At 61.2% G+C, this 22,946-nt stretch carries 20 protein-coding genes and 1 pseudogene; 11 read left to right on the forward strand and 10 right to left on the reverse strand.

The genetic code is table 11. The features are described from left to right. Nucleotides 1–9 precede the first annotated feature (9 nt). From ACZ5M5_RS15295 to ACZ5M5_RS15325, 7 genes are read right to left on the reverse strand one after another with little or no spacing between them, the layout of a single operon-like run. Nucleotides 10–888 (reverse strand): hypothetical protein, encoded by an 879-nt coding sequence (locus tag ACZ5M5_RS15295; RefSeq protein ID WP_060742380.1) that lies wholly within the window; start codon nucleotides 886–888, stop codon nucleotides 10–12. 21 nt (nucleotides 889–909) lie between these two features. Further along, complete coding sequence (locus ACZ5M5_RS15300; protein ID WP_464737531.1) at nucleotides 910–1,995, reverse strand: PAAR-like domain-containing protein; 1,086 nt, start codon at nucleotides 1,993–1,995, stop codon at nucleotides 910–912. Next, nucleotides 1,995–3,035 carry a beta-ketoacyl synthase N-terminal-like domain-containing protein gene (locus tag ACZ5M5_RS15305; protein WP_464739390.1) on the reverse strand — a complete coding sequence of 347 codons (1,041 nt, stop codon included), beginning with the start codon at nucleotides 3,033–3,035 and terminating at the stop codon, nucleotides 1,995–1,997. Before ACZ5M5_RS15305 ends, ACZ5M5_RS15300 begins: the two co-directional genes overlap by 1 nt. Beyond that, nucleotides 3,029–4,144, reverse strand: a complete 1,116-nt coding sequence (locus ACZ5M5_RS15310; RefSeq protein ID WP_060742377.1) for a DUF2169 family type VI secretion system accessory protein — start codon at nucleotides 4,142–4,144, stop codon at nucleotides 3,029–3,031. Before ACZ5M5_RS15310 ends, ACZ5M5_RS15305 begins: the two co-directional genes overlap by 7 nt. Nucleotides 4,145–4,159: 15 nt before the next feature. Next, nucleotides 4,160–4,615, reverse strand: coding sequence for a DUF6484 domain-containing protein (locus ACZ5M5_RS15315; RefSeq protein WP_103309688.1), 456 nt, complete (start codon nucleotides 4,613–4,615; stop codon nucleotides 4,160–4,162). 16 nt (nucleotides 4,616–4,631) lie between these two features. Further along, complete coding sequence (locus ACZ5M5_RS15320; RefSeq protein WP_060742375.1) at nucleotides 4,632–6,857, reverse strand: type VI secretion system Vgr family protein; 2,226 nt, start codon at nucleotides 6,855–6,857, stop codon at nucleotides 4,632–4,634. Nucleotides 6,858–6,886: 29 nt separating this feature from the next. After that, the gene (locus ACZ5M5_RS15325; RefSeq protein ID WP_146042648.1) at nucleotides 6,887–7,078 is read right to left on the reverse strand and encodes a hypothetical protein; all 192 of its coding nucleotides are present in this window, start codon (nucleotides 7,076–7,078) and stop codon (nucleotides 6,887–6,889) included. A 282-nt stretch (nucleotides 7,079–7,360) separates the two neighbouring features. Between ACZ5M5_RS15325 and ACZ5M5_RS15330 the strand changes: the two are divergent. From ACZ5M5_RS15330 to ACZ5M5_RS15355, 6 genes and pseudogenes are all read left to right on the forward strand, one after another. After that, a pseudogene (locus ACZ5M5_RS15330) lies at nucleotides 7,361–8,064 on the forward strand (heavy metal response regulator transcription factor). Then, nucleotides 8,064–9,437, forward strand: coding sequence for a heavy metal sensor histidine kinase (locus ACZ5M5_RS15335; protein ID WP_103309693.1), 1,374 nt, complete (start codon nucleotides 8,064–8,066; stop codon nucleotides 9,435–9,437). The pseudogene ACZ5M5_RS15330 and the gene ACZ5M5_RS15335 overlap by 1 nt, the downstream one beginning before the upstream one ends. 129 nt (nucleotides 9,438–9,566) lie before the next feature. Next, nucleotides 9,567–9,827 (forward strand): DUF2790 domain-containing protein, encoded by a 261-nt coding sequence (locus ACZ5M5_RS15340; RefSeq protein WP_060742372.1) that lies wholly within the window; start codon nucleotides 9,567–9,569, stop codon nucleotides 9,825–9,827. Between the two features lie 44 nt (nucleotides 9,828–9,871). Further along, nucleotides 9,872–10,924: an oxidoreductase gene (locus ACZ5M5_RS15345; RefSeq protein ID WP_464737532.1), complete on the forward strand. Its 1,053-nt coding sequence runs from the start codon at nucleotides 9,872–9,874 to the stop codon at nucleotides 10,922–10,924. 69 nt (nucleotides 10,925–10,993) lie between these two features. Next, nucleotides 10,994–12,316 carry an NTP/NDP exchange transporter gene (locus ACZ5M5_RS15350; RefSeq protein ID WP_464737533.1) on the forward strand — a complete coding sequence of 441 codons (1,323 nt, stop codon included), beginning with the start codon at nucleotides 10,994–10,996 and terminating at the stop codon, nucleotides 12,314–12,316. A gap of 65 nt (nucleotides 12,317–12,381) precedes the next feature. Then, complete coding sequence (locus tag ACZ5M5_RS15355; RefSeq protein ID WP_103309697.1) at nucleotides 12,382–12,882, forward strand: lipocalin-like domain-containing protein; 501 nt, start codon at nucleotides 12,382–12,384, stop codon at nucleotides 12,880–12,882. Nucleotides 12,883–12,981: 99 nt separating this feature from the next. Here the strand turns inward: ACZ5M5_RS15355 and ACZ5M5_RS15360 are convergent, their stop codons facing one another. The 3 genes from ACZ5M5_RS15360 to ACZ5M5_RS15370 form a co-directional block, all read right to left on the reverse strand. Continuing rightward, nucleotides 12,982–14,442 (reverse strand): aldehyde dehydrogenase family protein, encoded by a 1,461-nt coding sequence (locus tag ACZ5M5_RS15360; protein ID WP_464737534.1) that lies wholly within the window; start codon nucleotides 14,440–14,442, stop codon nucleotides 12,982–12,984. A gap of 126 nt (nucleotides 14,443–14,568) precedes the next feature. After that, a complete protein-coding gene (locus ACZ5M5_RS15365) occupies nucleotides 14,569–14,973 on the reverse strand; it encodes a RidA family protein (RefSeq protein WP_464737535.1) in 405 nt (134 codons plus the stop codon). Then, nucleotides 14,963–16,099 (reverse strand): DSD1 family PLP-dependent enzyme, encoded by a 1,137-nt coding sequence (locus ACZ5M5_RS15370; RefSeq protein WP_464737536.1) that lies wholly within the window; start codon nucleotides 16,097–16,099, stop codon nucleotides 14,963–14,965. The genes ACZ5M5_RS15365 and ACZ5M5_RS15370 overlap by 11 nt, the downstream gene beginning before the upstream one ends. A gap of 96 nt (nucleotides 16,100–16,195) precedes the next feature. Between ACZ5M5_RS15370 and ACZ5M5_RS15375 the strand changes: the two genes are divergently transcribed. From ACZ5M5_RS15375 to ACZ5M5_RS15395, 5 genes are all read left to right on the forward strand, one after another. Next, nucleotides 16,196–17,080, forward strand: a complete 885-nt coding sequence (locus tag ACZ5M5_RS15375; RefSeq protein ID WP_060742366.1) for a LysR family transcriptional regulator — start codon at nucleotides 16,196–16,198, stop codon at nucleotides 17,078–17,080. A 463-nt stretch (nucleotides 17,081–17,543) separates the two neighbouring features. Beyond that, complete coding sequence (locus ACZ5M5_RS15380) at nucleotides 17,544–18,869, forward strand: NAD(P)/FAD-dependent oxidoreductase (protein ID WP_103309706.1); 1,326 nt, start codon at nucleotides 17,544–17,546, stop codon at nucleotides 18,867–18,869. A 357-nt stretch (nucleotides 18,870–19,226) separates the two neighbouring features. Next, complete coding sequence (locus ACZ5M5_RS15385; protein ID WP_060742364.1) at nucleotides 19,227–19,895, forward strand: haloacid dehalogenase type II; 669 nt, start codon at nucleotides 19,227–19,229, stop codon at nucleotides 19,893–19,895. 36 nt (nucleotides 19,896–19,931) lie between these two features. Then, nucleotides 19,932–21,206 carry an NAD(P)/FAD-dependent oxidoreductase gene (locus ACZ5M5_RS15390; protein ID WP_060742363.1) on the forward strand — a complete coding sequence of 425 codons (1,275 nt, stop codon included), beginning with the start codon at nucleotides 19,932–19,934 and terminating at the stop codon, nucleotides 21,204–21,206. An 83-nt stretch (nucleotides 21,207–21,289) separates the two neighbouring features. Continuing rightward, nucleotides 21,290–22,933, forward strand: a complete 1,644-nt coding sequence (locus ACZ5M5_RS15395) for an ABC transporter substrate-binding protein (protein ID WP_060742362.1) — start codon at nucleotides 21,290–21,292, stop codon at nucleotides 22,931–22,933. The last annotated feature ends 13 nt before the right edge of the window (nucleotides 22,934–22,946 follow it).

Below are 22,946 nucleotides of genomic sequence, written 5' to 3' on the forward strand. Positions count from 1 at the left end.
GCACTCGTCTCAAGGACTGGGTATGCGTGTCCAATTCGCTCCGTCAAAAGCGGCAAGGTGTCGTTCACCGGACGACCATAGGCACTGTTCATTCGCGTCGAGGTATCTGAAGGTCTGATCGCCGGGAAGTCCCGTCTCGACCTTCTCCAGCTTGTCGCCTTGTAGCGTATAGAGGGCTTTGGTGGTTGACAGCCAGAGTTGATCATTGAACCAGGCCATGTCCCAGAAGGTATCTTCAGTGAGCTCATGCTCAACGAGCTCCCAGCGGTCGAGACGACCTCGCATGACGATGCCCAACTGGCCGGAGATGTAAACCACGCCATCGGGCGCGCAGAGAACGTTTTCCAGAATGATGTTGGTCGGGCTTTCGCTGCGCTGCCAGGTACCCTGCCAGCGGTACCAGATTTCGCCCTGGTTACCGGTGGCATAGATTTCATCCTCATTAAAACCGTCGATGGACTCGAAGCCACTGAGGCTGTCGGCGGTCGGGTCTTCGACCACCCCTTTGTCGCAGCGCTGCCAGACTCTGTCCTTTCGAACATAGACTTGGCGGCCGAAGCCGGTGGCGTAGACATTTGCACCGATAGGGCGGATGTCGCGCAGCAAGCCGTGCTTGCTGGGTTTTTCCGCGACGATATCCTCGTAGGCTTGCCCGTCAGGCGCAGCGCGATGAACGCGACCATCGGCACACAGCGTCAGGATTTCGGGAGGTGCGCCGCGAACGGCGCAGATACCGGCGCAGATCCCTTGAACATAATAGTTGTCCCATCCTCCGGTCCATCGAAAAACGCGGGTGCCGGGCTCGCGTTTGGAGTAGGCGAGTACATAGACGCGGTTTTTATCAAAGACCGCTACTCGGCTCAGCGTCCAATCCAATGTTTGAGTCATGTCGTCCCTGCTCCAATTGAGCTACCAAGCACTGATACTGACCTCTGGGATCATTTCGTGGGCCAGCTCTTTCTGATTGTCTTGAAGGTTGGGGGTGTGAGTCCTCACTGGGGTTTTGTCCCTGACTCCCACCGTATTCTTGTGGTAAGCGTCTAGCTGCGCTTCCAGGCATTTCTTTGAGCATTTCGATTTCGGAAAGGTTTGCTGGAGCGCTCGCACGCCCGCTCCACGGGATTGGCCATAGTTCCAGGCGTAATCCTTTTGAGCGGGCGGCGCGCGCTCTATCGCGGCCTGTTCCAGCTTGCCTTGGGCTGCATGCATGAAGCCATGATCCCCTTCATAACGTCCGCTTCCGTCCTGAGGGCATTGCACGCAAATGCACGGTGCGTCTTTTTCGTCGTAGTTGGGGAATTGAGGAAGCGGCGTCTGGCGATTCGTGCCTGGCACTGTAAAACTGTGAGCTTCAACGAGGTGGTGGCCGGTTTCGCCAGGACAACAGGCTACTTCACTGTTCTGCGCCTTGGAGTCCGCCTGTTTCTTGGAGACCAGCAAACACTTTTTTGCGGCCGTACAGGCCTTGTCGCCACACCGTTCGGCTTTGGTCTTCAACTCCCCACATGCCTTGTTTTTCCTGGCGACTTCTTTCTTGCAACGCTCCACGGGCGCCGTCGCGGAGGCGTCGGTATAAGCCCATGGAGGCGTATTTCCGGGTTTGGACGCATGGTTATGAGTCATCAAGTCTAAATGCCTGACGACATTTTCCCCTTCGAACTTCACGTCCATCGACCAGGCAATGAAGTACACCTTTCCCTTGATCTTGCTGGTCACCACGCCTTTCTTCGGCGTATTCCCGGCTTCATCTCCCGTACTGGTCTTGAAACAACTCTTGTCTTTGAGCATCACCTCTTTGCCGGTGATTTTGACCGTTCGCGTCCCCCTGGTCGTATCCTTCGCCATGCCGGTATTGGGGTAGGGGATCGGCACCCCCAGTGGGGTGGGCGGAGCCTGGGGCGGGGTGAAGCAGACATCCGGGAAGCAGGCGATCGACTTGCCCGCCGCCGACTTGCAGGAGACTTCCATATTGTTGGCGTAGACTTCATTCGCCATCAGGCAGCCCTCACAGTCTGATAACTGAGCAGCGCGACGGCACGCTCGCCGGCGTCGTTGCCAAGATGGCAGAAGATATTCGGACCTTCGCCGTAGCCCTTGCGACTGGCGGCCAACGCCACCGCGAGCATGGCCGGGCCGATGGCGGCGCCGACTTCGCCGATGCAGTCGGCCGGATGCCAGAGATGGAAGAACTCCTTGCGCACGCGCAGGGTCCGGCTGAGGGCCAGGGAGGCTTCCTTGAAGTAGTACTGCTCGCCGGAGATGTCGGTGAGCCGATAATCCATTTGCTCCAACCCACAGCCGGCTTCGCCAAGGGCTGCCCGTACAGCTTGTGTCAGGCCTTCGGCGCGCAAGGGAATGTCTTCGGCCTCCACGGTGGCCTTCTCCATACCGAACCCCAGGCCGATGCAAGCCAGTTGCGGCGTTGCGCTGACCACCGGAGCAGCCAGTACCACAGCCGCAGCCCCTTCGCCGGGAATAAAACCGTTGGAGTTCTCGCTGGTAAGCAGGCGCTCGCGCTCTTCGAAGGCGGCCAGGGTCGCTCCGCAAAGGAAGGAGTCGACGCCGGCGACCAACACGTGGCGATGGCCGCCTTGATAGATCAGCGTGCGTGCATTCAGCAGGGCCACGGCGGCGCTGACCCGGCCGCGGGCGATGATGGTGGAATCCGGATGAAAGCGCAGGCCCAGTTCCGCTTCGATGTCCTGCAACAGTCTTCTATCGAGGCCATCCAGACGGCCGGGGCGCTCGGCTTCGGCCACGCCCAGCAGCAGCGGGGTCTTTTCCGGGTCAACCCCGGGGGTGCTCTGTAACGCCTCGGCGATGGCGCGGGCGGCCATCTTGAGCAACTTGATGCGGCCGCGCCAGGGCTGCTCCAGAGGTACGCTGGCGGCAATCAACCACTCGCCACCTTGGTCGATGAAACGGGTTTCCTGGAAATTGTCGATGGCGCAGCGGATCGCCGCGCAGCTTGCGGGTGCAGTGAGGCCGACAGCGCTGACCATGCCGGAGCCGATGATACAGAGCGCGGTCACCAGTCCGTCTCCTCGGGCGCCTGCTTGGCTTTTACCAGGGAGGACAGCGACGGGTAGTAATCCTTGCCCAGTTCACGGGCGCGCCACCAGCCCGTGGACATCGTGCCGACCAGCACCTGGGCGATCTCGAACAGGTTGCGCTGCAGGGGACGGGACACTCGCCAGGTCAGTTGCACCTGGCGTGCGTCCGTGTCGATCAGCAGGGTATCGATCACCGCCTGCACAGTCTCATGGCCGCCTTTTTTCAGGAAGAAAGTCACTGGCACGTCCATTTCGGGGATGCGAAAGCTCGCGTGCTCCCGGGGCGTGAGGTTGAGCAACAGCACGTCCTCGCCGCCACGCGGGTAAGGAATCTGCTGGTCGTCGGGGGCCGCCTGGAAGTAGCGACGGTCGAAATCCTGCGGCAGAAACGGAAAGCAGTCGGCCAACCAGGCTTCGTCGTAAGTACCGGCAAACCGGACGCGTTGCGGCCAACTACGGCCAATGGGACCGAGCGCCATGGGGCGAAAGTCGCCGGAGGGGCTGTCGATCGGCTTGCCCAGCTCCTCGGTATTGGGCATTGGCTTGCCCGCGATTTGCGCACTGTCGATGCTGCCTGGAAACCAACCGCAACCACTCGGATTGTCCGGATACCCATGCAGCATGTCCGGCTTGTTGGCCATGGGATGGGAGCCTCCGTAGGCCTGGGCATAAGAGATGTCCTGCTCGGTAAAGGGCTGCGGCAAACCGGGAGAAACACCCAATAGCCCCGGTTGCCATCGGCGGGGCCCGAGGACGGAAAAGGCCTTGCTCATCTGACCGACGCGAATGCCTGCGGCCAGTTGCGTCACGGGCCGCCCGCCTGGGGCATAGGCCTTGCCGCGTACCAGCACATCGCAGAATGGCTTGATCGGGGCGAAGTCCATTTCCTGCAGCGGGGCACTGAGGCCCGGTTCGCCGACGAATGCATCGGCCATCAACAACGGTTGCTGGGTGTCGGCGAGGGTTGCCGCCCGGCCGTCCAGGGGCAAATTGAACGTGCCTTTGGCCACGATCACCAGGGATTCGCGGCCATCGGGCTCCATGCCCTGGGTGTAGGCAGCAAGCAGTTTGCTGGCGTTGAGCAGCTCCATGAGTCGACTACCTGTCTAGTTGATCTGCACCGAACCGCCCTTGATGCGGTTCACGCCGGATGATCGGCTTGAGAGGTAGGTCCCACGGATCAGCACCTTGCCTTCGCGGGTGAGGGTAATGCTGGCCTTGCCGCAGCGCAGGACGATTTCCCGCTCCGCGGTGAACTCCAAGCGTTCGCCGTCCAGGTGGGCGACGGCCGGCGTCGAGGTTTGCGGCAGGCGCTGGATGCGGCCGATCACCAGGGGCCGGGCCAGGTCGCCGGCCTCGAACATCAGCGCGACCTGGGCCCCGATATCCTCGCGACTGAGGGGGGTGGTGGTACGCGCGGGGAGGCCGCCGTCAGCAGGGCAGCCGGGAAACGCCACGACCGGAGCGTCCGCCTTGGGCACATCCAGCAGCAGGCCAATCACGACGCCATCCACGCGGGCCGGCGTGGCAGTGGAGGAGGGCAGGTAGTATTCGACAGTCATCACGCACGCTCCATGGCTAGTTCTGCAGAATCTTCTGGCCTTTGACGACCACGTTCTTGTTGGCCTTGATCTTGATCGCGCCGGAGCCGTCGATGGTGATGTTCTTGCCGCTGATCATGATGGTGCCGTCCTTCTTCATGGTGATGCTGGCGTCGCCCGTCGTCAGGCTGATGGAATCGCCAGCGGTGAGGGCAAAGTGCTTGCCGACGTCCAGGCTGTCGTTCTGATTGATGCTGGTGTTGCGGTTCTGGGCAACGTCGCGGGACTCGTTCTGGCCGATCTGGGTACTCTGGTTGCCGTTGATCTCGATGCCTTCGTTGCCCTGGACCGTTTCGTTACGGTTGCCGCTGATGCCGATGGTCTCGTTGCCACCCACGTCCTCGGTCCGGTTGCTGGCAATGCTGATTTTTTCGTTGGCGCCGACTTTTTCCGTGCGGTCGGCACCGATGGTGATGGTCTCGTTGCTGCCCACCTTCTCGGTGCGATTGGCGCCAATGGTGATTTTCTCGTCGCTGCCGACATCCTCGGTGCGATTCACACCGATGGAGATGGTTTCGTTATTGCCGACCTTTTCCTTGCGATCCACACCAATGGTGATGGTTTCGTTGTTATCGACGGTTTCGGTGCGATCGTGTTTGACGTGCACGGTCTCGTCGTTGTCGATGGTCTTGCGGCGATCATGGCCAACCCAGTGGGTCTCGTCGTTCTCGACCTCGATGTCCTGGTTTTTCTCGGCGTGGATAAACAGCTGCTCGGCGCCTTTCTTGTCCTCCATGCGGATTTCATTGAAGTTGGCCGGCGAGCCGCCCTTGCTTGAACGACTTTTCACCCCGCTCTGGGTGGCGTTGGCGGGCAGCCCATAGGGCACGGTCTGTTCGGCGTTGTAGACGCGGCCGGTGATGATCGGCCGATCCGGATCGCCTTCGAGGAAACTGACGATCACTTCCTGACCGATCCGCGGGAGCTGCACGGATCCCCAGTTCTTGCCGGCCCAGGCCTGTGAGACGCGAATCCAGCAGGAGCTGTTTTCATTGGACTGGTCATGGCGGTCCCAATGGAAATGCACTTTGACCCGGCCATACTGGTCGGTCCAGATCTCCTCGCCACTGGGGCCCACCACCACGGCGGTTTGCGGTCCGCGGACGATGGGCATCGGCGTGAGGGGCAGAGGACGGAAGGCCTGGTTGGCATCCATACAGTCCAGCTCGCTGACGAACTGTTCGGCGACGTCCGACTGCCCGCTTTCATAGGCATCCTGACGAATCTGATAACGGGCGGCCACCACCAGATACTCACGGTTCTGGTCCGCACGGTCATATCCCGTCAGCGAGAACACATGACCGCAACCGATGCCACGGGCGCGTCCGCGCAACTGCACACGCTCGAACTGACTGTGAATGGCTTCGATGCGAGTACGCGCGTAGTGATCGCCATCATTGCTCTGGACGTATTCACCGGGGTAGTCGTAGAGCGGGTAGTCGGCGTTGGTGTGGTTGCGCGGTACGCTGGAGCGCACCTCGAGGCTGGCGCGCGGGCGCAGGAAGTCGTAGTCGTTCAGCGCCAGCGAGCCGGGTTGGACTTCCCGTGCCAGTTGCCAGTCGTAGAAATGATCGCGCTCACGCATTTGCCGATCGGGCGGGTAGAAGGGCACCGAGGCATAGTCTGCCGCCGTGGAGTGGGCACCATAGGCATCGGCCAGCACCAGCACATGACGGTTTTTTTCATGGCGAAAGTAGTAATAGATGCCTTCCTGCTCCATCAGCCGACTGACGAAGTCGAAGCTGGTTTCACGGTACTGCACGCAATATTCCCACTCACGGTAGCTGCCGCTCAGGCTGTCTTCGAAATCGGAGAAGCCGAGGTCACGGAACACCTGCTTGATGATGTCCGGCACTGTCTTGTTCTGGAAAATCCGGCAATCAGAGGTGCGCGTAAGCAGCCAGAACCAGGGCCGCAGGCTGACGCGGTAACCGGCGAACTGGCCGTGCCCGGTCAACTGCCGGCAACTGCAGACGATGCCGTGGAAATAGCGCTTTGCGCCGTCGTACAGCTCCAGGGTCAGGCCCATCGGCTTGCCTAGCAACTGGTCGAACGTGATCGCCCGGTCTTCGGAGGTCAGGTCCAATTCGTAGTGGAACAGCCGTCCCAGCTCTTCGCTGCCGTCCATGCTTTGCAGCAACAGGACATCGCCACCGAGGGGACTGTCGACCTGCACCAAACGGTTGTTTTGCGTGATTGCCATGAGCGGCTTCCTTGGCTCGGGTACGGGCGTCAGTTGGCCGTCGTAAGAAAGGTGGCGCCGTAGGCAAGGGCGCCGCCAAAGGGAACATGAAGGGAAATCAAGCTCAACGTTTGCTGCACATCCACCACAGAGGTGATCTCCTTATCGGTCTTGCGGTCTTCAATTAGCGTGAGCGTACGAGCAGAACTGGGACGTGCGGATTGACGTTTGCAGGGAGCCATTTTATGGCACCTCTGACCTGCTAGAAACGTTCCAACATACCCCTGGTGGGGCGGATACTGAGGTCAAGATAGGTGAGTGAAAGGCCGTTTGCTTAGTTTTATTAGCTATACATTCGATTCCAAATAAGAATAAACAATGAAATGGAGATGAGCCTGTCGACAAGTTGGAGGCACTCAGCCATCAAGCCGTTTCTGACAAGAATGTCAGGAAGCGGTCAGCCTCCAGACACCTTCGCTGTCTAGACTCATTGAGTTGCCCCGCTGCTGCAGAGGAGTCACCTGATGCGTTTGCTCATTGTCGAGGACGAAGAAAAAACCTCCTCCTACGTCCATCGTGGCTTGACCGAGCTTGGCTACATTGTCGACGTCGCGACCAATGGCATCGATGGGCTGCACTACGCGCTGGAATGGGACTACGACGTGGTGATCCTGGATGTGATGCTGCCGGGCAAGGACGGCTATGACGTGCTGCAAGGCCTGCGCCTGCAAAAGAAAACCCCGGTCATCATGTTGTCGGCCAGGGGACGGTGGATGATCGCATTCGCGGCCTGCGCGAGGGCGCCGATGATTACCTGGGCAAACCTTTTTCATTTGCCGAGCTCGTCGCGCGCGTCCAGGCCTTGATCCGTCGCCGCACAGGTGACACGGCCGACCTGACGCATCTGCGCATCGACGACCTGGAGGTCGATCTGCAAGCGCGCAAAGTGACCCGGGGAGGGCTGCGGTTGGACCTGACGGCCAAGGAGTTCTGTCTGTTGAGCCTGTTGGCGCGGCACCAGGGCGAGATCCTTTCCAAGCTGATGATTGCCGAGCAGGTCTGGGACATGAACTTCGACAGTGACGCCAACGTGGTCGAGGTCGCGATCAAGCGGGTTCGCGCCAAGGTGGATGCCCCGTATCCGCGCAAGCTGCTGCATACCGTTCGCGGCATGGGGTATGTATTGGAAAGCCGAGAGGTAGATAGCAGGCAAAGTGGTACGCCTTGATGAAACGATCGATTGCCAAGCGGCTCGCCCTGATGTTCGCCCTCGCTGTCCTGCTGATCATGTCGATCAGCGCGACACTGTTGCGCTGTTCCTTGAAGCAATCGCTCGATGAGCAGATGCAGAACGAGCTGATCCTGCGCCATTCCGTGCTCGACCCGGTGCTGGCGAAATACGATTCGCCGACGTTCTGGGTCGGCTTGCGCCAGAAGCTCGACGGCCTGACACCCGCGGATGAACGGGTCCGCTATTGGATCCTGGTCGATGACCCGGCCTTTAGCTACGGCGGAGCGATGCCGGACGGCCAGGATTGGTCGACGCGCTCCGATGGGCTTTTTACCCTCGATCTCCCTGAGCGCGAGCGTCCCATGATGGTGTTGCTCAAGACCATTGCGGCCATGGGCGACCGTCCGGAACTGCGCTTTATCGTGGGGCTGGATTCAACGCCCTTCAGGAAGACCCTGGACCACTTCACCAAAATACTGATCCTGACCTCGACGTTGGGCATCGGGTTGGTTGCACTGCTCGGTTACTGGATCGCGCGCTTCGGCCTGGGGCCGGTGAGGCGCTTGAGCCGTCAAGCCAATAGCCTGCCGCCGGGGGATTCGAAACAGCGACTGGACACCGAGGCGCTGCCGGGCGAATTGCAGGAACTGGCGGTGTCGTTCAACGGCGCCCTGGCGCGCCAGGAAGCGGCCTGGTGCCAACTCGAAGGGTTCAATGCCAATGTGGCCCATGAACTGCGAACGCCCTTGACCAACCTGATCGGACAGACCCAGGTGGCATTGGCCCATGGGCGCGAGGTGAGCGAGCTTCAGGACTTGCTGCAGTCGAACCTCGAAGAGCTGGAACGGATGGGCACTATCGTCAACGACATGCTGTTCCTGGCTGGTGCCGAGAGCGGCCAACGGGCAACCGAGCTCAGCGATGTCTCGCTTTATGAAGAGGCGGCGAAGACGGTGGAGTACCTGGAGCCGGTCTTGCACGACAAACAGCTGAGCGTGGTGATCCAGGGCGACATGCGCGTGTGCATCGACCGACGCCTTTTTCACCGCTCCCTGGCCAATCTGCTACAGAACGCGGCGCGCTACGCAGTACCGACCAGCACTGTCACAGTAAGCCTGGTCAACCACGGCATGCAGGTCGAGGTGAGCGTGTCCAACGCCGGCGAGCCCATCGACACCGTGCACCTGGAGCGTCTGTTCGAGCGTTTCTACCGCGCCGACGCCGCCCGGACGCGAAGCGATGCGCACCACGGCCTGGGCCTTTCCATCGTGCGTGCGGTGGCGTCCATGCACGGTGGGCGCGTGTTCGCCCACAGCGAGAACGGGCTCAACACCTTCGGATTTTCCTTGATGAACCAGGCGGCGTCTTAGTCGTCGCCCCGCCAGTAAAACCCGCCCGCGTTTGACATCTTCCCGTCAGCCAGCAGTCACCTTGACGTCAGTCGCCCCCGCCTAGAGTGCTACGACCATCCCAACGAGGACAGTGTCGTGGAGTCCACTATGAAAATTCAAAACCTGTCGATTGCCGGCCTGCTGGTCGTCATCGCCCTGAGCGGTTCGCCGCTGCTCGCCAAAGAACAAACGCAAGTCCCGGCCTACGAATATGGCATGCCGCTGGACATCGCCAAGGTCATCCGTATCGAGGCACCGACATCGCCGATGTGCGAGGTCGTGCAAGCGAAGATGACCTACTTGAATACCCAAGGGGCAAAGAAACACGTCAGCTTTCTGCAGTTGGCCGAGGCGTGCTCGAAACAGTGACCGTCCGGCGATGCCGGTTCATTCTTCAGACAGGGACCATCACCATGAATAGCACAACAACACCCGTCATTGGCCGCATGAGCACCATGAGCCGGCTCGGAAGACTGGCGAAAACCCTTGCCGCGGGCGTCGCGCTGCTCAGTGCGGTGAGTATCGAGGCGTCCACGCGCATTGCACCGAAACCAGACTGGTCGACCGGCGACATACCGTCCCAGAAAGGTCGGATTGTCCTGATCACCGGTGGCACCAGCGGCATGGGCTACGAGGATGTGCTGGCCTTGGCGCGCGCCGGCGCCGAAGTCATCATCGCCGCGCGCAGCCCGGAGCGTGGCGCACAGGCCATTGCGCGTATTCGCCAGTCGGTGCCCGACGCCAAGGTGCAGTTCGAGGCCGTGGACCTGGCCGATCTTTCATCGGTGCGCGGCCTGGCCCAGCGGCTCAATCAGCGACTGCCGCGCCTCGACGTGCTGATCAACAACGCCGCAGTCATGGCGCCTCCCGAGCGGGGAACTTCCGCTGATGGCTTTGAACTTCAACTGGCCACCAACTACCTGGGGCACTTCGCGCTGACCGGCCTGTTGGTGCCGCTCTTGCGTCAAAGCGAGGATGCCCGGGTGGTGAGCCTGTCGAGCATTGCCGCTGCGCGCGGCGCGATGAACCTCGATGACCTTCAGAGCGAGCAGAAATACGACCCCTACGCGGCCTACGCACAATCGAAACTGGCCGTGCTGCACTGGGCCTTTGCCTTGCAGCGGCGCAGTGACGCCGAAAACTGGGGCATTCGCAGCATCGCGGCGCACCCCGGCGTTGCCGTGACCGAGTTGGTCGAACGGGGTCCGGGCCTCGACAGCGAGTTCGGTCGACGCTGGGCAAAGGACCGCGACGCGTACCACTCAGCGGCACAAGGGGCGTTGCCCACGTTGTATGCCGCCACGGCTGCCCAAGCTACAGGCGGGGCATATTACGGCCCGACCGGTGACGGAGAAAGACGCGGTCCGCTGGGGTTTGCCAAGACCCCGCCTGCCGCCAGCACGCAGGCGGATGCCGAGCGGCTCTGGGCGGTCTCCGAGCGCCTGACCGGCGTGACCTATCGCTGATGCGACCCTGGGCGCGGGCGTCCGTCCCGCGCTTGACCTTTGCCTTATTGCCGTCTCCCCGGAGTCCCTATGAGTACGCCTTCCTATGTGCACCGGCTGAGTCTCGCCCTGAACGCCCGTGATGGCGAGTTGTGTCCGGCGCTGTGCGGGTTCCTGCTGTTTCTTTGCCTCTTCACCGGTTACTTCATGCTGCGTCCGATCCGTGAGTCGATGGGCATCGCAGCGGGGGTGGAAAATTTGCAATGGCTGTTTACCGCGACCTTCCTGGTCATGCTGGCGGCCGTGCCGTTGTTCGCCTGGCTCAGCGCCCGAGTGCCGCGCCTGCGCCTGATCGACTGGGTGTACGGCTTCTTCGGTTTCAACCTGCTGATGTTCGTCGAGCTGTTCCAGTTCCAGCCCGACAGTATCTGGCTGGCCCGGGTCTTTTACGTCTGGATCTCGGTCTACAACCTGTTCGTCGTCTCCGTGGCCTGGAGCCTGATGGCGGATGTGTTCGACAGCGAGCAGGCCAAGCGTCTGTTTGCCTTCATCGCCGCCGGGGCCAGCGTCGGCGGCCTGCTGGGACCGACCCTGAGCGCGCTGCTCATTGGTCCCTTTGGCGCCTCGGGGTTGATGTTGCTGGCGGCCTTGTTGCTGGGGGCCACGCTGGTGTTGAAACGAGCGCTGATGGGGTGGCGCGAAAAGGGCGGGGCTGGCCGTCCCGGCGCCGCGCCGACGCAAAGCCCCCGACAGCCACTGCAGGGCAATCCGTTCAGCGGTTTTACGGCGGTGCTCAGGTCGTCTTACCTGTTGGGAATTGCCGGGTTTGTCGTGCTGTTGGCGACGGTCAGCACCTTTCTCTACTTCGAGCAGGCGCGCCTGGTGGCCGAGCTCTATCCGGATCGCGCGGCGCAAGTGCGGATCTTCGGCACTATCGACATCATCGTGCAGGCCGGTGCGTTGCTGTCCCAGCTGTTCATCACTGGCCGTATCGCGCCGAGGCTGGGGGTGCGTGCCTTGCTGGCCATCGTGCCGCTGCTCATGTGCATCGGCTTCCTCGGCCTGGCGTTGGCGCCGGGGTTCGCGCTGCTGGCAGCGCTGATGATCGTGCGACGGATCGGCGAGTACGCGTTCGTCCGGCCGGGTAGGGAAATGCTGTTCGCCCCCTTGGATGCCGAGAGTAAATACAAGGCCAAGAACTTCATCGATACCGTGGTCTATCGCGCGGGTGACGCCCTGAGCGGCTGGGCCAAGAGCCTGCTCGACCTGCTAGGGCAGGGCGCCGGTGCGGCAGCGATGATTGGCGCCTGTTGCGCGCTGCTGTGGGGTTACTTGGGCTGGCAATTGGGGCGGCGGGCGGACAACGCCGCTTCCCGGGAGCTGCGCTTGGCGGCCATCGCGGCCAGGGCATGACGACCGTGCCAACCAAACTACTTTATTGTCCGTCGCATCGTTGCGGCGAGTGAAAGGTGATGCGGATGAGTCTGAAAAACAAGGTACTGGCGGTCGGTGCGGTGATTGCCTGCTTGGCATTCTCCAGCGTATTTGCGGGCAAAGAAAACGCCTTGGTCGGGACATGGCGCATGGTCAGCGCAACCGTCGAGAATCAGGGCAGCCGATCGGAGGCTTATGGCCCCGATCCCCATGGCTGGCTCGTGTTCACGCCAGAGCTGACGTTTGTCGAAGTACTCACTGATCCGCGCGTGCCGGTGTTTCGATCCAATGCGCGTGGCGAAGGCACCGATGAGGAGAACCGGGCAGCAATGGCGGGGAGCATCGGTTTCTTCGGGCGATACACCGTCGATCAGAACGGTGAGTTCACGGGCAATACTGTCCAAGGCTCTACGTTCCCGAATTGGGTGGGCGCTGTGCGTACCCGGGACGACCTGCAGTTGAAGGTCGACGGTGACCAGATGGTGGAGGATTTTCGCCGCCCGGATGGGGCGAAGGTTCACATCGTCTGGGAGCGTGTGAAGTGATGTGCCCGAGGGCATTCGGGCACATCTGCCATCGCAGGCACCGAAGCCCGAGGCACTGCGAAAAAAGGGTGTCTAGGTACGCAAAGCACTTTCAGGCGATTAGCCAAACCCAACGATCGCCTTGGTTTCCAGGTATTCCTCAAGGCCGAAGACGCCGTACTCACGGCCATTGCCCGAGCGCTTGTAGCCCCCGAATGGCGCCATGGGATTCCAGGCCGGGTAATTCAGGAGCACTTGCCCCGCGCGAATTCGAGAAGCCACCGCGCGCGCCAGTTCAAGATCCTGCGATTGAACATGGGCGCCAAGCCCATAGACCGTGTCATTGGCGATAGCGACTGCCTCGTCGATGGTTTCGTAGGCAATGATGCACAGCACCGGCCCGAAGATTTCTTCCTGGGCGATCCGCATGGCGTTATCCACCTCGGAGAACACAGTCGGGCGAGTGTAGAAACCCTTTTCAAACCCCGGCACGCGTCCGAGCCCGCCGCAGAGCAGTTTTGCCCCCTCATGCAGTCCGGTCTCGATCATGGCTTGCACGCGATTGAACTGGGCTTCATTGGCGATGGGGCCCAGTACCGTTTCCGGTGATTGCGGATCACCCACGATGATCCCGTTGGCGGTGGCGGCCGCCAGCGCTTCGACCTCCGCCAGTCGGTCCTTGGGCACGATCATCCGGGTCGGGGCGCTGCACGATTGTCCGACGTTGCGCAACGCCGTCATCACGCCCAATGGGACGGCTTTGGCAAAGTCGGCGTCGGGCAGCAGGATGTTCGGGGATTTGCCGCCCAGTTCCTGGCCGACCCGTTTCGCCGTCGCGGCGGCCGCCTGGGCCACCAGCGCCCCTGCGCGATTCGAGCCGGTAATCGAGATCATATCGATATCGGGATGGGCGGCCATTGCAGCCCCGACGACATGGCCGCTGCCGTTCACCAGGTTGAAGACACCCGGTGGAACGCCTGCGTCATGGACCACTTGCGCAAACAGCAGGGCGCTCAGCGGCGACAATTCACTGGGTTTGAGCACCACCGTGCATCCAGCCGCCAGCGCCGCGGCGACTTTTGCGGTGATTTGATAAAGCGGCCAGTTCCACGGGGTGATGAGGCCGCAGACGCCGATGGGTTCGCGTTGGATCGCGGTCCCGTTCTCGACGGTCTGGAAACGATAAGTGGACAGCAGGTCGCGGGCGACCCGGACGTGTTCGGCGGCCAGGGGCACTTGCATCGCCCGTGCAGAACCGATGGCGGCGCCCATTTCCAGGGAGATCGCCTGGGCGAAATCTTCTTTGCGCTCAAGGATAAGCTCATGGAGCTTGCCCAGCACCTGCGCACGCGACGCCGTGGAAGTGGCCGACCAACCGGCAAACGCGGCACGCGCCGCCGCGACCGCCCGATCGACATCTTCGGCAGACCCGCTGGCGACCTGGGCGACGACCTCTTCGGTCGCCGGATTGACCACCGGCAAACTGGCCGGGCTGACCGGCGCACACCAACCACCATTGATATAAAACAGCTGGGCGGTTTGCGGATCAACGCTGTAGCTATTCGAAGATTGAGTAGTCATCCAAGGTGTTCCTTTAGAGCGGTATGTCGAGCCTGCTCAATAAGCTAACAAAGCAGCCCAGACAAAAGATGCCGTTGTTCAAGTGCGCAAAGGAGAATCTGCCGTATCTGCCGGGCTAACTTGGCATTACCCCGTGGCGAGGGCCATCGCTTCGATTTCGATCAGGTAGCCATGATGCAAGGCCGAAACAGGTACCACCGCTCGCGCTGGCCGATGCTCTCCCAGGTAACGGGCGTAGATTCGATCGAACGCAGGCCAGTGTTCGATACCTGCGACATAGACCGTGACCTTCAGCAGGTCGCGCGTGCTTCGGCCCGCTGCGCCGAGGATCGCCACCAGGTTATCGAGGGCGATGGCGGCCTGGACCTCAAACGATTGGTCGGCACTGTGGCTGCCATCGGCGCGTATGGGCAGTTGCCCGGACACATACAGAACGCCCTGGTGCACCACCGCCTGGGCGTAATGCCCACCCGGCGCCGCGGCGTTGGCCGTGCTGATCAACTGGATCGAACCTGCTTGATTACCAGCCATGCAAGCGACTCCAGGTGTGCACGCCACCCTCGGCGTCAACCGCGTGATAGTCCGGGAATTGCGCGCCTGTGGCACAGGCATGGTTGGGCAGGATGCGCAGGCGGCTACCGATGGGAAAACGCGCGGTGATGTCGACACCCTCGGCCATTTCAAGCGAGACAATGCCGTGCTCCTGATTGGCTGCCGTGAGCAACGCGCCCTCGATCCAATCGCCGGCTTCGGTGCAAACCTGGCCATAACCAAAGTCCCGCTGCTGACGCTGCGTGCCGCGGTCACGGCTCATGGCCATCCAACCGGCATCGGTGATGATCCAGCCTTTGTCTTTCTGATGACCGATGACGGTGGTCAGCACGCTCAGCGCCAACTCGTCGGCCTGGCAGACACCGATGTTGTGCATCACCAGATCGAAGAACACATAGACACCGGCGCGCACTTCAGTGACGCCTTCCAGGTTCAGTGCCGACAAGGCCGTAGGCGTCGAGCCGATGCTGACCTCCGGGCAGGCGAACCCGGCTTCGCGCAGTCGTTGGGCCGCTTTGACGCAAAGAGCGCGTTCCTGTTCGGCCAGGGCTTGCAGCGCTTCAGGGGTGTCGAGTTCATAGCTTGAGCCGGCATGGGTCATCACCCCGCGAAGCGGCATGCCACACTCGTTGAGTATCCGTGCGACTTCAAGAAGTGAATCGTCTTCGACGTGCAGGCCGGATCGATGGCCGTCGCAGTCAATCTCGATCCAGACGTCGAAACGTTCGTTGTGTTGCTGGCCAAAGGCGACGATGGCCTGGGCAGCGGCAAGGCTATCCGTGAGGAGGCTCAACTGGCAGCCTTGGCGCCGCAGCAGCAAGGCCTGGGGCAGCTTGCCTGGCGCGATGGCGACGGCATAGAAGACGTCACGAATGCCTTCAGCGAAACAGTACTGGGCTTCCTTCAAGGTCGAAACCGTGACGCCGCTGGCACCCGAAGCGAGCTGCGCCTGGATCACGGGGAGGCATTTACTGGTTTTGATATGCGGGCGCAAACGCACACCCAAGGCATCCATGCGTTGTTGCATGCGCTGGATATTGTGCTGCATGCGCGGCACATCCACGAGCGCGGCGGGGGTATCGAGGGCGGCAAGAGAAGCTGACATAAGGAGGACTCGAATGACTGGGTACAGGGCCCACTCTACAAAGCGGTCGTGAAGGTGTGCTTCAATGAGGCGTCATCAATCATTAAGTAGAATTGAATGATCTCCATCGAGGACCTGCGTCTGGCCGTGACGCTGGCGCGCGCCGAATCGTTGAGCGCCGCCGCCAGAATCCTGAATGTCTCACCTCCCGCGCTGTCCATGCGTCTGCGCAAGTTGGAGACGCTGCTCGGCCTGACGCTGGCCAACCGCGATGCCCGGCGCCTGAGTCTCACCGCCGATGGCGAGCGTTTCTCCCGGGAAAGCGCGCGTTTGCTGGAGCAGTTGGAAGCGCTCCCGGAGTCCTTCAAGCAACGAGACGAGCAGTTGGTTGGCACGCTCAGGCTGGCGGCGCCGTTCGGCTATGGGCGGCAACGCATTGCACCGCTGTTGGCGCGTTTCGCCAGGTTGCATCCTCAGTTGTGCCTGCACCTGGATTTACGCGAAACGCCATGGCCGGATCGCCATGACAGCGACGCGGTGATCCACATCGGTCACCTCAATGACAGCCTGTGGGTCGCCAGGCTCCTCACGTCAAATGACCGATGGCTATGCGCAAGCCCTGCCTATCTGGAGCAGCACGGCACGCCATCGTCGCCTGAGCAACTTGCCGGGCACCGCTGCATTTGCATCCGTGAAAATGATGAAGATGTCACGCTGTGGCACCTGCGCAAGGGGCAGGGGCGTAAAACCCTGCGCATCGAGCCCGCGATGCTGAGCAACGATGGCAGTGTGGCTCGACGCTGGGCCGAGCAAGGCCTGGGGCTGGTGCTGCGTTCGCAATGGGATGTCAGTGACGCCATTGCCGACAAGCGTCTGGTTCGGGTGCTGGCGGATTGGCAATTCGACAGTGCGCCGATCAACCTGTTGGTGCCTTCACGAAAACTGCGTAGCCCGCGTGTGCAGGCTTTGGTGGCGTTTCTGGAAGAAGCATTGAAAGCATGATCAGCGAACTGCTCGCGAAGGGCGTTTCATAGTCAATGAGACGTTGAATGTGCCGGCCTCATCGCGAGCAAGCTCGCTCCCACAGGGGGCTAAGCACATATTTTTGTCTGCCGAACATCCAATGTGGGAGCGAGCTTGCTCGCGATAGCGGTGGTCCAGCTAAATAAATGCCGGGACGTGTCCCGCCAAACAGATAAGCAAAACCTCCAATCCGAAGCGCTCCGCAAAGTCTGCTGAACACATCCCGCAAAACGGTGGTTTGTACCAGGCGACCTATACTTTTAACCGTTTATGCACGGTTTCTTGGTGTTGTAATAACACCATGATTCAGCGTGGCACTGATGCTTCCACAACGGAGTAGCGGCTTGCCCTGGTCGCCACCCTCAGTGCATGGCCGATGCACCCGCGACCACCTGAAGAAGTCGTACCTTCAAATCCCCCGGCCTTCATGGACATCCCTAAAATGCCAGCACCGTTAATTTCCGTAGAGACGAATTCTGAGCTTCCAACGCACGCTGATGTTGTCGTGATCGGCGGCGGCATTATCGGATCCTTCACGGCCTATTACCTGGCCAAGCGCGGCATGAAGGTCGCGCTGGTGGAAAAAGGCCGTGTGGGTGCGGAGCAATCGAGTCGAAACTGGGGCTGGTGCCGTCAACAGAATCGAGACGCTCGTGAACTGCCGCTGTCGACCAAGAGCCTTGACCTTTGGGAGCAGTTCGCAGCGGAGACCGGTGAGGACACAGGTTTCAGAAGGTGTGGCTTGCTCTACCTGAGCAACAACGAGAAAGAGCTGGCCGGTTGGGCGAAATGGGGGGAGTTTGCCCGTACCGTCAATGTGAAAACCCACATGCTGACGGCGGAGCAGGCCGCTCAACATGGCCGGGTCACCGGCAAGCCCTGGAAAGGCGGAGTCTTTTCACCTACCGACGGCACGGCAGACCCATCCCGCGCCGCCCCGGCGGTCGCACGGGCCATCATTAAACTGGGCGGTACGGTGCACCAAGGCTGCGCCGCCCGTGGCCTCGAGACCGAGGGTGGCCGGTTGTCTGCCGTCGTCACCGAGAAGGGCACCATTCGCACCAAGCTCGCGGTGCTCGCCGGTGGCGCATGGGCGTCCTCTTTTTGCCGTCAGTACGGCATCCGGTTTCCCCAGGCGTCCATTCGCCAGACGATACTGTCGGTTTCCAAAGGTGCCCAAGAGATACCGGACGCGCTCCACACGGATGAAGTCTCCATGACCCGTCGCTCCGATGGCGGGATCACGCTGGCCATCAGTGGCCGAGGACGTGTCGACCCTACCTTGCAATTGCTGCGTTTCGCTCCGCAGTTCCTGCCGATGTTCCAGCGCCGCTGGCGCAAGCTGGCTCCCGGTGGCCTGGAGGGTTTTCAATCGGGGCACGAGGGCTTGGGTCGCTGGAAGTTGGACCAGCCGACGCCGATGGAGCGCATGCGAATTCTGGATCCCAAGGCAGACGCCTCGACGGTCGAGTTAACTTACAAGCGCGCGGTAGACCTGATCCCGATGCTGAAAACCTCGTCGGTCACCGCAGCCTGGGCAGGTTATGTGGACAGCACGCCTGACGGCGTCCCGGGCATCGGCGAGATGGCGAGCCTGCCTGGCCTGGTGCTGGCGGCGGGGTTCAGTGGCCATGGTTTCGGCATCGGCCCGGGTGCGGGGCATTTGATCGCCGACATTGTCTGTGACATGCCCCCGCTGGTTGATCCGCGTCCCTATCACCCGGACCGTTTTCAATCTTCGGCCTGGGGCAAGGTCGCGGAGTTCTGAGGCGCAGGAAACTCACCCGCAAAACAATGAACGGGCGCATCCTCAGGGGATGCGCCCGTTTTCATTTGCAGGCGCAGATTCTGCCGCTTGTGGGGGGTTCCAGCGGTTTTTTACGCACCATAAACGGCCGTAAATGCCTTGAAAACGGCGCAAATGCCCGGCCATGGCGCATCCCGCACAGTCTGCTGAGCAGGCCCCGAAAAACGGTGGTTTGTGCCAAGGGACCTATACTTTTAACCGTTTATGCACGGTCTCATGATGCTGTAATAAATCCGTGATGCAGCGTTGCACCCAGGCTTTCGGAACGGCGCAACCGCTTGCCCCTCATGACCTCAACCATCACTCAGGACTGCACTCATGAGCTTCCTTCGCCCCAAGTACATTACCTTCGACTGCTACGGCACGTTGACCAACTTTCAGATGGGGACCATGACGCGCGAACTGTTCGCCGATCGGGTCCCTGCCGAGCAGATGGACCAGTTCGTCAAGGATTTCTCGGCCTATCGCCTGGACCAGGTGATGGGTGACTGGCGGCCCTATGATGAAATCCTCAAGACTGCCCTGGCCCGGGTCTGCAAGCGTTGGGGTGTCGAGTACAAAGGCGAAGGTCAGCTCTACTACGATGCCGTCCCGACCTGGGGGCCCCATGCCGACGTACCGGCCGGCCTGTCGAAAATCGCCGACAAGATTCCCCTGGTGATTTTCTCCAACGCGATGGACGAGCAGATCATGTCCAACGTCGACAAGCTCGGTGCACCGTTCCATAAAGTCTTCACGGCTCAACAAGCCCAAGCCTACAAGCCGCGCCTGGCGGCCTTCGAATTCATGCTCGATAACCTCGGTTGCGGGCCGGAGGATGTCCTGCACGTGTCCTCGAGCTTCCGTTATGACCTGATGTCGGCCCACGACATGAAGATCAAGCACAAAGCGTTCGTGGCCCGTGGTCATGAACTGCCTGGAAACGCTGGCTACAACTACCACCAGATCCCGGACATCGGCGGATTGGCCGGCCTGGTCGGTCTCTGAGTCTTTGGGCACTCGTCAAGGCATAAGGGGTTAGACATGGGCAGTGAGTCTTATTGGCTCGATACCGCACCGGCATTTACCGGTGCCCAGCTCGGTGCGTTGCCCGGGCAGGTCGATGTGGCCATCGTCGGTGGTGGTTTCACTGGCCTGGCCGCGGCCCGGGCCCTGGCCTTGAAGGGGGCCAATGTAGCGGTGCTGGAAGGCGGGCGGGTCATTGGCGAGGCGTCGGGGCGCAATGGCGGCCAGTGCAATACCGGCGTGGCCCAGGACTACGCAGCCCTGAGCGCCAGCCTCGGTGCCGATAAAGCGCGCGCCTATTACCAGGCTTACGAAAGTGCCGTGCAGAGCGTCGTCTCGCTGGTGGAGCAGGAGCAGATCGCCTGCAACTTCACGCGCAACGGCAAGCTCAAGCTGGCGGCCAAGCCCATGCATTACGAAGGTTTGGCACGCACCTGCGAGTTGATTCGGCGTGAGGTCGATGCCGAGGTCGAATTGTTGTCTGCACAAGAGACCCGCGCAGAGGTCAACTCGGCCCAGTTCCATGGTGGCTTGTTGCAGCGCAACGGCGTGCAGATGCACGTCGGGCGCTTCGGGGTCGGGTTGGCCGAGGCCGCCGCCCGTCACGGCGCCTTGATTTTCCAGGGCGTGTCCGTCACGGACTGGAAAGCCAGTGCCGGCGGCTACCGGGTCAATACCACCAAGGGATCGCTACAGGCCACGCAGGTCCTGCTGGCCACCGGCACCTCTCAGCAGGGTGGGTTGGGCTGGTATCGGCGGCGCATCGTGCCGGTGGGCAGTTTCGTGATCGCCACCGAGGTGCTGCCGCAGGCGCTGATCGACAGCTTACTGCCGGCACACCGTTCCTATGTCACCAGCCGCATGATCGGTAACTACTTTCGCCTGACTCCGGACAACCGTCTGCTGTTTGGCGGGCGGGCACGGTTTGCCATGTCTGACAGCGTGTCCGATGCCAAGAGCGGCAAAGTCTTGCACGCGGCGATGGTGCAGATGTTCCCGCAACTGGCCCAGGTGAAGGTCGATTACTGCTGGGGCGGATTGGTGGACATGACCTCCGATCGGCTGCCCCGGGCCGGCCAGCACGGCGGGGTTTATCACTCCATGGGCTACAGCGGCCATGGTGTGCAGATGTCGGTGCACATGGGGCAAGTCATGGCCGACGTCATGGCGGGCAAGGTCGAGGCCAACCCTTGGCGCGAACTCGATTGGCCGGCCATCCCCGGTCATTTTGGCAAGCCCTGGTTTTTGCCTCTGGTCGGTGCGTACTACCGCCTTCAAGACTATTTGCACTGAGTTGCGGGAGACGCTTCACGTTTCAACACATTGCGTTAATCGCGAGCAATCGAGCCTTATCATTTCCGAAAGGTAGAACTGACATGACTGACAAAAAAAACAGTATCGACACCCAGCTGATAACAGGTACGGAAAGTCTGCGCATTTTCGAAGGGCTCAATCGCGGCATGTCACGCCGCAATGCATTGCAAATGCTGGGATTGGCCGGAGTGGCCGTGGCGGGCGCGGGCAGCCTGTTCGGCGCCGCCGGCAAGCTGTTCGCCGATGAGGAGGCCGCCCCTGGCAAAGGCAAGCCTGGCGGGCGCATTCGCGTCGCCGGCTCGACCAGTTCCACCGCCGACACCCTCGATCCGGCCAAAGGTTCATCGTCCACCGATTATGTGCGCCATTACATGTTCTATAACGGGCTGACGCGGTTCGACAGCCACATGGTGCCGCAACTGGAACTGGCCGAGCGTATCGACACCACCGACGCCACGCTTTGGGTGATCAGCCTGCGCAAGGAAGTGACCTTCCACAATGGCAAGGCCCTGACCGCCGCCGACGTGGTGTTTTCGCTGCTGCGGCACAAGGACCCGATCACCGGTTCCAAGGTCCTGCCGCTGGCGTCGCAGTTCGCCGAAGTCAAAGCCGTTGGCACCCACGAAGTGCAGATACAGTTGAGCGGTCCCAACGCTGAGCTGCCGTCGATCCTGGCCGTCTCCCACATGTTGATCGTTCCCGAGGGCACCAGCGATTTCAGCCAGGGCATCGGTACCGGTCCGTTCAAGGTCAAGGAGTTCAAGCCCGGGGTGCGTTCCATTGGTGTGCGCAATACCAACTACTGGAAACCCGGCTTGCCGTACCTGGACGAGATCGAATTCATCGGCATTGCCGACGAATCGTCACGGATCAACGCCCTGTTGTCGGGGGACGTGCACATCGTCAACGAGGTCAACCCACGCTCGACGACTCGCATCAAGGCCAGCGCCAAGCACCAGGTCATCGATTCACCGTCGGGCAACTACACTGACCTGATCATCCGTCAGGACCAGATGCCGGGCCAAAGCCCGGAATTCACCCAGGCCATGAAGTTGCTGCTGGACCGCGAACAGATCAAGTCGGCGATCTTCCGCGGCTATGCCAGGGTCGGCAACGATCATCCGATCGCACCCGGGGCACGTTTCCACAATGCCGAGTTGCCACAACGGGCCTACGATCCGGAACAGGCCAAGTTCCTGCTCAAGAAGGCCGGCATGCAAGACATCAGCATGCCGCTGATGTGCTCGCCAGCGGCGACCGGCTCGGTGGACGTCGCGGTATTGCTGCAGCAGTCCGCCAAGGAGGCGGGACTCAAGCTCAACGTCAACCGCCTGCCGAGCGATGGCTACTGGTCCAACCATTGGGCCAAGCACCCACTGAGCTTCGGCAACATCAACCCGCGGCCCAATGCCGACATGCTGTTCTCGCAGTTCTTCCAGTCGAGCGCACCGTGGAATGAATCCGGTTGGAAAAACGAACAGTTCGACCAGCTGTTGGTGCAGGCCCGAGGTGAAACCGACGAGGCCAAGCGCGGCAAGATGTACGGGGACATGCAAGTGCTGGTGCATGAGCACTGTGGCATCGGCGTACCGGTATTCATCAGCAACATCGATGGCGCCGATCAGCGCGTAAAGGGCTACGGCGCCAACCCCCTGGGCGGTTTCATGGGCTACATGTTTGCCGAGCAAGTCTGGCTGGACGCCTGATGACCGTCGGGTT

It is taken from the genome of Pseudomonas sp. Van50 (assembly GCF_055390755.1).

What these genes read in the sequence shown, in the direction of transcription:
- ACZ5M5_RS15390 (WP_060742363.1), top strand. Translation starts at nt 19,932, where the DNA reads ATGGGCAGTGAGTCTTATTGGCTCGATACCGCACCGGCATTTACCGGT.
- ACZ5M5_RS15295 (WP_060742380.1), bottom strand. Translation starts at nt 888, where the DNA reads ATGACTCAAACATTGGATTGGACGCTGAGCCGAGTAGCGGTCTTTGAT.
- ACZ5M5_RS15320 (WP_060742375.1), bottom strand. Translation starts at nt 6,857, where the DNA reads ATGGCAATCACGCAAAACAACCGTTTGGTGCAGGTCGACAGTCCCCTC.
- ACZ5M5_RS15365 (WP_464737535.1), bottom strand. Translation starts at nt 14,973, where the DNA reads ATGGCTGGTAATCAAGCAGGTTCGATCCAGTTGATCAGCACGGCCAAC.
- ACZ5M5_RS15375 (WP_060742366.1), top strand. Translation starts at nt 16,196, where the DNA reads ATGATCTCCATCGAGGACCTGCGTCTGGCCGTGACGCTGGCGCGCGCC.
- ACZ5M5_RS15395 (WP_060742362.1), top strand. Translation starts at nt 21,290, where the DNA reads ATGACTGACAAAAAAAACAGTATCGACACCCAGCTGATAACAGGTACG.
- ACZ5M5_RS15360 (WP_464737534.1), bottom strand. Translation starts at nt 14,442, where the DNA reads ATGACTACTCAATCTTCGAATAGCTACAGCGTTGATCCGCAAACCGCC.
- ACZ5M5_RS15370 (WP_464737536.1), bottom strand. Translation starts at nt 16,099, where the DNA reads ATGTCAGCTTCTCTTGCCGCCCTCGATACCCCCGCCGCGCTCGTGGAT.
- ACZ5M5_RS15300 (WP_464737531.1), bottom strand. Translation starts at nt 1,995, where the DNA reads ATGGCGAATGAAGTCTACGCCAACAATATGGAAGTCTCCTGCAAGTCG.
- ACZ5M5_RS15380 (WP_103309706.1), top strand. Translation starts at nt 17,544, where the DNA reads ATGCCAGCACCGTTAATTTCCGTAGAGACGAATTCTGAGCTTCCAACG.
- ACZ5M5_RS15345 (WP_464737532.1), top strand. Translation starts at nt 9,872, where the DNA reads ATGAATAGCACAACAACACCCGTCATTGGCCGCATGAGCACCATGAGC.
- ACZ5M5_RS15335 (WP_103309693.1), top strand. Translation starts at nt 8,064, where the DNA reads ATGAAACGATCGATTGCCAAGCGGCTCGCCCTGATGTTCGCCCTCGCT.
- ACZ5M5_RS15315 (WP_103309688.1), bottom strand. Translation starts at nt 4,615, where the DNA reads ATGACTGTCGAATACTACCTGCCCTCCTCCACTGCCACGCCGGCCCGC.
- ACZ5M5_RS15310 (WP_060742377.1), bottom strand. Translation starts at nt 4,144, where the DNA reads ATGGAGCTGCTCAACGCCAGCAAACTGCTTGCTGCCTACACCCAGGGC.
- ACZ5M5_RS15340 (WP_060742372.1), top strand. Translation starts at nt 9,567, where the DNA reads ATGAAAATTCAAAACCTGTCGATTGCCGGCCTGCTGGTCGTCATCGCC.
- ACZ5M5_RS15350 (WP_464737533.1), top strand. Translation starts at nt 10,994, where the DNA reads ATGAGTACGCCTTCCTATGTGCACCGGCTGAGTCTCGCCCTGAACGCC.
- ACZ5M5_RS15355 (WP_103309697.1), top strand. Translation starts at nt 12,382, where the DNA reads ATGAGTCTGAAAAACAAGGTACTGGCGGTCGGTGCGGTGATTGCCTGC.
- ACZ5M5_RS15385 (WP_060742364.1), top strand. Translation starts at nt 19,227, where the DNA reads ATGAGCTTCCTTCGCCCCAAGTACATTACCTTCGACTGCTACGGCACG.
- ACZ5M5_RS15325 (WP_146042648.1), bottom strand. Translation starts at nt 7,078, where the DNA reads ATGGCTCCCTGCAAACGTCAATCCGCACGTCCCAGTTCTGCTCGTACG.